The 8078-nt window shown below is 59.0% G+C and carries 6 protein-coding genes; 3 read left to right on the forward strand and 3 right to left on the reverse strand.

The genetic code is table 11. The annotated features are described in order from the left end of the window. Positions 1–229 precede the first annotated feature (229 nt). A complete protein-coding gene (locus tag A5785_RS18600) occupies positions 230–1741 on the forward strand; it encodes a HEAT repeat domain-containing protein (protein WP_064868316.1) in 1512 nt (503 codons plus the stop codon). Between the two features lie 293 nt (positions 1742–2034). Here the strand turns inward: A5785_RS18600 and A5785_RS18605 are convergent, their stop codons facing one another. Both A5785_RS18605 and A5785_RS18610 read right to left on the reverse strand, forming a co-directional pair. Beyond that, the gene (locus A5785_RS18605) at positions 2035–3711 is read right to left on the reverse strand and encodes an AIPR family protein (RefSeq protein WP_082938041.1); all 1677 of its coding nucleotides are present in this window, start codon (positions 3709–3711) and stop codon (positions 2035–2037) included. 66 nt (positions 3712–3777) lie between these two features. Continuing rightward, entirely contained in the window at positions 3778–5247 is a 1470-nt protein-coding gene (locus tag A5785_RS18610) for a hypothetical protein (protein ID WP_156525488.1), read from the reverse strand. Between the two features lie 592 nt (positions 5248–5839). Between A5785_RS18610 and A5785_RS18615 the strand changes: the two genes are divergently transcribed. Together A5785_RS18615 and A5785_RS18620 are read left to right on the forward strand one after the other, a co-directional pair. Further along, entirely contained in the window at positions 5840–6367 is a 528-nt protein-coding gene (locus tag A5785_RS18615; protein WP_064868324.1) for an antitoxin Xre/MbcA/ParS toxin-binding domain-containing protein, read from the forward strand. A gap of 609 nt (positions 6368–6976) precedes the next feature. After that, a complete protein-coding gene (locus A5785_RS18620; protein ID WP_156525489.1) occupies positions 6977–7267 on the forward strand; it encodes a hypothetical protein in 291 nt (96 codons plus the stop codon). Between the two features lie 121 nt (positions 7268–7388). Here the strand turns inward: A5785_RS18620 and A5785_RS18625 are convergent. Beyond that, on the reverse strand, positions 7389–8078 hold a 690-nt coding region (locus A5785_RS18625), incomplete at its 5' end, for an IS3 family transposase (protein WP_064868327.1).

Raw genomic sequence — 8078 nt, forward strand, 5'->3', positions numbered from 1 at the left:
CCGGAGACCAGGGGCGTCTCACCTCAACGACACGCCGCGGCCCTGACCAGGCATTGCCCGCTCAACTTCGAAGAGCCGGTTTGCCTGCGCAGGACCCGACCGTAGCCGCCATCCTCGGGTCAAGCGCAAACATCGTCTTCACGACGAGTGGCTGGGAAAGTAACAACATCCCGGGCGCGATTACCGGGCGAGATACCTTGGCCGCTTGGTGGCGTACTCAAGAGGTGGCATGGGACTCCAGGAATTCTGGGAATCGGTGTACAAAAAGTGGGCGAAGGACACTAGTTGGACGTTCGGTGCAAGCGACAAGACATGGCTTCGTCTTCGGGCGGCCTCGCTGATCGCAGGGATATCGGCCGACCACAATGCGTGGCGATCCACCGCAGGAATACTCGCCGAGCGGATGGTCATGACTGCCGACGCGGGACCGGATCGCGAGTATGTAACAAACGCTTTGAGCCTCCTGCGCCAAACAGGTGACCAGAAGTCTGTCGAGCTTGCCGTCCGGCATCTGCTGCGCAACGGGCCAGCGGGTCCGGTGATCGATGACGTCAACGTAATCGACCTTGAACGTTCCACATCGACATCTGTCCGTGCGGATCTCGCGGCGCTGCAATCTGCCGCAGACGTTCTGGTAGCCGACAGGTCGGACCGGCACATTGCGTTTTTGCTTGAAGTACTGAGAGACCCGACTTCGTTCGGCGAGCGTGTAAAGGCCACATTCTGGGTCAGCCGCGCAGTCCTGGAAACCATGTCAGATCTGCTTCTGAGTGCGTCGAAGGAATCGGTCCGCGATATTGTCGACCACGTTATTTCGCTTCCTCAGATGGATGATCAGCTCATGGCACATCACTATGCTGGGCTTATCCGGGAGATCCCAGAGGACGCATGGATCGGTTCAGATCTGGTTGCTCTTGAGCAGCGAGGAGAAACAGACAACTTTGAATTGGCGGAAGCAATCTCAGAAGTGCTAGCGAAATGCGACCCGTCTGTTCGGGATGCGCTCCGCACAAGAATCGCAGACGGTGATATCGCATCCCTTCAAGCGTTTGGCGACGTACGCGACCTCGGCCAAGAGACTGCAGCAGGTCTCATCGCGAATCTCGCTTCTAAGGTTGCCAACGACATCGAAGAACTTGGGCGAGGCCAATACTCACATCGCAGCGTGAATTACGCTGGAGTGCTGGTGTTGATAAACGCGTGCTACCCAGATCAGGCCGACTGGGATCCTGTTCTCGAACTCTTGATGCTGAAATCACTTTATTCGCAACAACTTACGGCACCACTCGAGAGCTTTAGAAAGTTGGGTGGCTTAATCCCCGAACCCGTCGTGATGCGGATTATTCCCGTCCTCCGGTCCCTGGTGATCAACCCACCCAGCCAGGACCCATTCTTTGGGCCGGTGGTGGATGTAGTCGGCGCTGCGGCAGCTGCGCTTGCGGCGGTACGACCTAATGAGCTCGGCGACTCTGAACTGGCTCACTTTCTCACCGGGAGCGAGGACCGCCGAGTGGCGGCAGTACGGGTGATTGCCGCGCGAGAGCGACCAGCAGACCTGACCGCCTTAGCTGTTCTCTCAAAGGACCCGTCTGTCGATGTACGTGCACAGGTGGCGTTCGGCCTCGCACAGTGGATCGGCAAGGGAATCACAGACCAACGGGTGCTCGATCTTCTCACGCACGTCCTCGACGATGGGGAACGCTCGTCGCAAAAGCAGTGGCGGGACCACTTGAACAGATGACGCCGGAAGCCGCCACTCAGCCGCTCGCAGAAATCCTTAGGGAGCATCCATCCGCGAGCGTTCGTCGCTCAGTCGGCGTGCATATTGCCAGCGGAGGACCTGCGGATTCCCTGGTCGGCCCACGCGCTCAGAACCCGCCACCACCGGACACTCAGTCACTGTGATTCGCCGATAACTTAGCAGGAACCAACCCATGAATGCTCTTGTCCGCCATGAGAGTCGGCGCGCGATAGCCGACCTAGTCAGAGTTGCATGCCACCAGCTGTGGACTAAGAACGAGTTTTCCGATCGCACTATCCTCGAGCTAGAGCCTCGATCGCCTGCGTGGCGAGGTGTTCTGTCTTGGTCGCGTTCTTGAACAAGCTCGCGGTGTACCCCCCGTACTCGTCCTCGCCATTCTTCGTGATTGTGTCGAGGACGTTAGTCGTCAGATCGGCTGCCCGATCGAGAATGGTATTCCAGTCCGTGGCAGGGTCCTCAATACCTGACAAGTCGAGTTTCGCAAATACGACGTGGGCGACAAGTCGATTGCCGTGTACTGCGTACCCACGCTCCCTGGTGTCGAGCCCCGCCTTGAGTTCGTCAAGCTTCGCGTCAATTGCGCGAAGAATCCTGACTGATCGCCAGACTCGCAAGTAGGTGGTGGTCGCATTGAATAGTGCTTTGTAGGGGGCCTTCGAGGTGTCGTCCCATAGTCGGCTTACCTCACGTTTTGCCTGCGTGGCGAGCGCAGAGGAATGTGCACACGCCAGGGCCACTGCAGCTTCGGTGAACTCGCAGCCTTTGTCGGGATCAGGACGCTCTTCACCGCTGCGGATCGCGTAGGTCAGGCCGTCAACCGAGAAATCGTCTCGCAGTCGCGTCTGTTGGGGGTCGAGTCCGACGAAGTCTCTGCCGCCGATGACGTTCTGTGTATTCGTTGCCCGTGTCACACGTTTGCCGAAGTCCTCAGGGGCAGATTCCAGCGAGATGAAGCGCACCATGACCCGAACGTTGTCGAGTTCTTGATGTTTACCTGTGCGCAGTGCGCGTGCGAGTGTTCCCACTGTCTGTGCACCGTTGACGATGCTGACTCCCTTGAGCCCGAACGTTCCTTGACGCCGCTCGGTGCCACCTGCGGGGGCTTTATCGATTGATTCGCAGAGCGCGGTGACGCCATTGTTGAAGTACCAGAACGATTCGGGGGATTCGTCTACCGTTTCTAGGACAGAAGCATTGACTTCCGAGTTTGAAAGCACCACGCGTACGTTGCGGTCGAACAGTTGTGGTCCGTGGTCACGAAGCCACGCGGCGACTTCTGTGCCGCTGACGTGGCCATAGACGGCATCGGGCGGACCTTCCAGCTTGCCCCAGTCCGACAACTCAACGGCGAAATCGATTTGTGCTGAGCGCGTGTCATCGACTAGAAGTTTGTATACGGCTCCCTGATTCAGGTAGCTAAATATCGCCACTTCGGTGGGGTCGTTGAGGGTGGCGATGTAGTCATCCATGTGACTCGCGACGGCGGGTGCTACTTGGGGTGTGCCCATCGTTACAAAGATGACCTCAATTCGGAGGTCGGTATTGAGGAGTGCATTGTCCAACTCGGTGACACGTGCGGCCACCTTGTCGTTGAAGCGCTCCCACCTCATGGTTACTAGGTCTGCCAATCCTTTCTGGAACTTCATCATTTCGTCGAGGGTTGCGCCGCCGCCGTTGCCAGCATCTGTCCACTTCGACTGCACCAGGTAGAGCTGGGGCGGGTCTGAGTCGACGAATGCAATCGCGTCGATGCCGTTGTCGCCTGGGCCGTCCGTCACACATGCTGCGGCGTCTTCATCGCTGAGACCCGCTACCTTGGTCAGCACGAAGGCTGCGAGTGCCCTGGTCAGCTGCGCTTGCTCGACGTGCGCTGCGTCGTGCGTGTCGAGATCTGAAGTGTCGATATGTGGGTAGGTCGTACTCTTCAGTCGGCGCTTGATCTGTGCCACGTGTAAGTCGCCCAAGGTCGACTCCTCTCGTTGCTCGGAGTAGCAACAGTAGCTGGGGATCTGGGTCTAAGGCTTTGGTGGTCGCTGGCAGTCACGACGAACTCGTTCGAGTAGGCGCTGTCGATCCGTCAGTATGTCAAGGAGGTACACGAATGGCACAAGAACAATATCTGGCGGTAGTCGCCCGGTATGCTCAGCGAGAATCTCGGCATTGTTGTTGAATCCATGTGTGGTGTTGCGGCGGCCATTCCATAAGTGGATTATGCGCGACTCCGGCGTGGCATCGGGATTGGGGCTAGGAATGAAGAACTCATCAGCAACCTGCTCCGCGGCTGCGAGTGCGCGACGAGCTGGTGCCATAATGATTGGCTCGATGCGATCGGGGACACGCTTGGAGACCCTGTCTATCAACTTGCTAATCCGTTTGGGCGTCATAAGCTGACCAATTCCATTACTTCCCGTAAAGCTGTCAGCCAAGATATCCATCGTCGGGAAAAGTAGCATCAATTGGGTGGCAGGGTCATTGGGCTGTCGTGTGATCGCGCAGATGCGAGCGAGTAGTTGTTCGAAGTTCAACATCCATCTTTGGTGAGCCCCGGGCCGATATATATCGTGCTCGTCCGTGTACGTCGTCGGCGAGAAAAGATCCACCAATGATCTGTCGATTCGAGTTGCCCACCAATCGATGGCCTCCGAATACGCTGCCTTATGTAGTATCGTGTTGTCGATTGAGTGGACATCGAACTCGCCGAGAGATGAGTGGTGAGCAAGGACACCGAGAGTGTCAATGAGATCCCTGGGGGCTCCGTGGCTTCGACCACCAACCTGGCGGCCAAATGAATAAACTATGACCTGCCCTATACGCGGAACTCCGAAACCCCACATTGTTGGCGAGATGTTCCCGAGAAGAGGCGCAAAGTACACCCCACCGAACACGGTTCCCTCAAGAAGGGCGCCCGAGGACGAGAACATCATCGAGTCAGGGTCCTTCTTGGACATAGCAATTATTGCGGCTGCTGTGTCGTGTCGGAGCCGAAGCATGACTTGAGGCAGTTTGGCCCATCGATAGGCGAGTTCGTTGATGCGGATATCGTGAACTGAATGTTTTGGAAAGAGTGGCTCCGTTGTCCCGTCCTCATGCGTAAGCGGAATCTGAGACAGAGTGTCGCTACCCCACTTGATTGTCGCTGGTACTTCGTTATCCGGGACTGCGACCAAGGTATTGATTACTAGCTGTACAGCTGAACGAAGGGTCGGCTGTGAAGCGAGCGCCTCATTGTGAGCGGTCAGAGCGTCAACAAGTTCGGGATTCATTCCACCGGGAATGCTTGGCGTAGGCACGCTCGAGACATCGAATCTGCTCCGCGACAACGCTGGACCGTGCAGTGTCTGTGCTTGCACAAGCGTTGTGGGATCGGCGCTAACGATCCAGTAATCGTCGTCGTCGAGTGGTTGGCGCTCAACAACGAGGCCAAGATGCTCAAGTAGTCCAGCGGGGTTTCCTCCGTACATCTCGGGAGGAAGCGAAATTTTCATTGTCGGTCAGGGTTTGTACAAGTCACGAGGTACCCGATTCGCCGGTGGGTGGTTGTGGATCTCTTCTCCGTCCTGGTCGGTGCGGCTACGTGGTGGATTCGTCGGTTGGCATGAGTCCTCCGTATCGCGCGAGATTCCACGTGGCGTGTGCGCGTTGTTGTCGAAGCTCGGTTGCGATGTTGCTTCGCGCGGACGCGTGGGCCAGGGCGTCGCCTATGAACGCGATCTCCTAGGAGGGCGACTCGTTGCGCTGAGTAGTCGGTGCCGCACCGTTTTGAGCAGAAGAGCGGTCGGGGTTCGCGGACATCGTCGGTGTGAGTGCAATAGTTGAAGCACCCTGGGTGCATGCATCGCGCGACGCGAGCGTAGTGCGTGCGATACGCAAGTAGCGCGTCAACGGTCGATGGATGTCGTAGGCGTCGCAAGCTCATATCGAGTTGTCTACTACGCATCACTGACATGGCGATGCGGGAGTCTGTGCAGATGCCGCCAACATAACTGCAGGACGCCTAGCGAGGTTGACTGGGTTGCCCGCTGCCGCGTGGCGGCGTAGACACGTCGTAAGTCGTCTGAGTTCGTCTGAGGGGTTGTTGTGTCTGATCTGACCGATTGCAAGCAGGCGCTGCTCAACGAGTTGAGCAAGCTCGTCGACGAGCGGTTCGCGATAGCCGAGGATGCCGGTGTTGATGCCGAAGTCTTCGCCGACACTCAGCGGATAGCGATGGCGATGGCTGCTGCGTTGCCATCGGTGACGGTGCACGACCAGCGGGTGGGGCCGTTCTACGACACTGCCGGACTGACCTCGTGGCTCGGTGTGAGCAAGCAGGCGATCGCCAAACGCGTCAAGCACAAGACCCTGGTCGGCTGCCAACTCGAGTCAGGTACCTGGGTGTACCCCACATGGCAGTTCACCGACGCCGCCACAGTCGACCAACATCTGCTGCAGGTGTGGCAAATCCTGCGCGAACACGCCAACGCGTGGAGCGCTGCGCTCTGGATGTGTTCGCCCAACCCCGCCCTCAACGACGAAACCGCGGTTCGCTACGCGACCGGAAGCGACGACCAGTTCGCTGAGGTCCTGGCCGCCGCACACGGCGACGCAGCACGCTGGGCGGCATGAGGGGGTAACGCTTCGCACACCGGACGAACGAGATGCCCGTACTTGCCGACAAGGACCGTGTCACACACCCCGACGACACAGCCTTCTTTAGGGACAACGATGCGATCAAGCTTGCGGGCAGTACAAACGGCGCCGCCCGACCAGTGAAGGGTGCGGCGCGCACACCTTCGCCTCCGACCCTGGTGACACTTCTGGAACGAAACGGATGAATTTGCCGTCGATCTCAGCCTACAGCTCCTACTTTGACCTAGGTAGCACCCGGTCTAAGAACGTGGGGGATATCATCGCTGGACAAGTCCCCACCCACCAACCGAGATGAGCAGTGTCGTGTGCCGCCTCGTGGCAGTGATGTCCGTTATATTCGCAAGCTTGGTAGCTGGATGTGCGGGCGGTCAACCAGCAGCTGAAACCTCGACAACCCTAGGAGCCCCTACGAGCTCTGCAAGCTTCAGTCCCGCGAGCCAACGCGAGGTTCAAGATCACGTCATCGAGCTTTTCCAACGAACTGTGAATGCGTTGCCTGCCGGAACGGCCGCCGATTCCTCCCGCTTCGGCGGGTGGGGCGCCACCGTCCCCTGCGACGACAAGGCCACGTCAAAAGACGCACCCGTGAACTACACTGACTCCCGCGACCTCAAACTCCCGCCCGGATCTGACTACAACGCGGCCGTCGCCCGCGTCGGGGACATCTGGACCTCTTGGGGTTGGAAAGTTATTGAGCGAGAAGACTTTACGAAGCCCAACCGGTTCGCCGAGGCACCCGATGCCTTCAAGTTGCAGATCGAGCTCAACAACGTCAACTACCCGCCAATCGTCACGGCTAGTTCGCCCTGCTTCAGCGGAAGACTTGTCGATTGGAATGTGCCCATGCCAGCCGTCATCGCGCACAAGAATGGGTAAGACGAAACAGTTTGGCGCGATGCGCTTTTCGGCGTCACGCGAACCGAAGACTCACAACGGCACCCAACTCGGCCACCATGGCGGCGCGCGGGCCTGGTGCACGGATAGGTGACAGGGTTAGTCACGCGGCCTGAGGGGCCTCGTGGTTGATGATGGTCTCGAATTCAATGGGGGTCAATCTGCCGAGGCGGTCCTGTCGTCTGCGGCGGTGGTAGGTCCGTTCGATCCAGTGCACGATGGCGGCCCGGAGCTCGTCTCTGGTGGCCCAGGATCGACGGTCGAGGACGTTGTTCTGTAGCAGCGAGAAGAAGCTCTCCATCGCCGCGTTGTCACCACACGCACCGACCCTGCCCATCGACCCGAGCATGCCGTGCCGGGTGATGGCCTTCTGCATCTTCTTCGAACGAAATTGAGACCCTCTATCGCTGTGCAGAACGCAGCCGGCCACGTCCCCTCGCCTGGCGACAGCGCTGTTCAGGGCGGCCACGGCCAGGCGGGACTTCATTCTCGAGTCGATCGAGTACCCGACGATCCGGCCCGAGTAGACGTCCTTGATCGCGCACAGGTACAGCTTGCCCTCGGCCGTCCAGTGCTCGGTGATGTCGGTCAGCCACAGCTCGTTGGGGCCGGGCGCGGTGAAGTCTCTCTTGACGAGATCGTCGTGTACAGGCGGGCCGGCCTTGCGGTGCTTGCCGCGGCCTCTCTTGCTGATGGTGCTGGTCCAGCCGCCGGCGGAGCAGATCCGCCACGCCGTCCGCCGGCACATCTTCTCGCCTGCGGCTTCGGCCTCGTCGACGAGGTAGCGGTAGCC

The sequence above is a fragment of the Gordonia sp. 852002-50395_SCH5434458 genome (assembly GCF_001665905.1).
GTDB lineage: Bacteria > Actinomycetota > Actinomycetes > Mycobacteriales > Mycobacteriaceae > Gordonia > Gordonia jacobaea.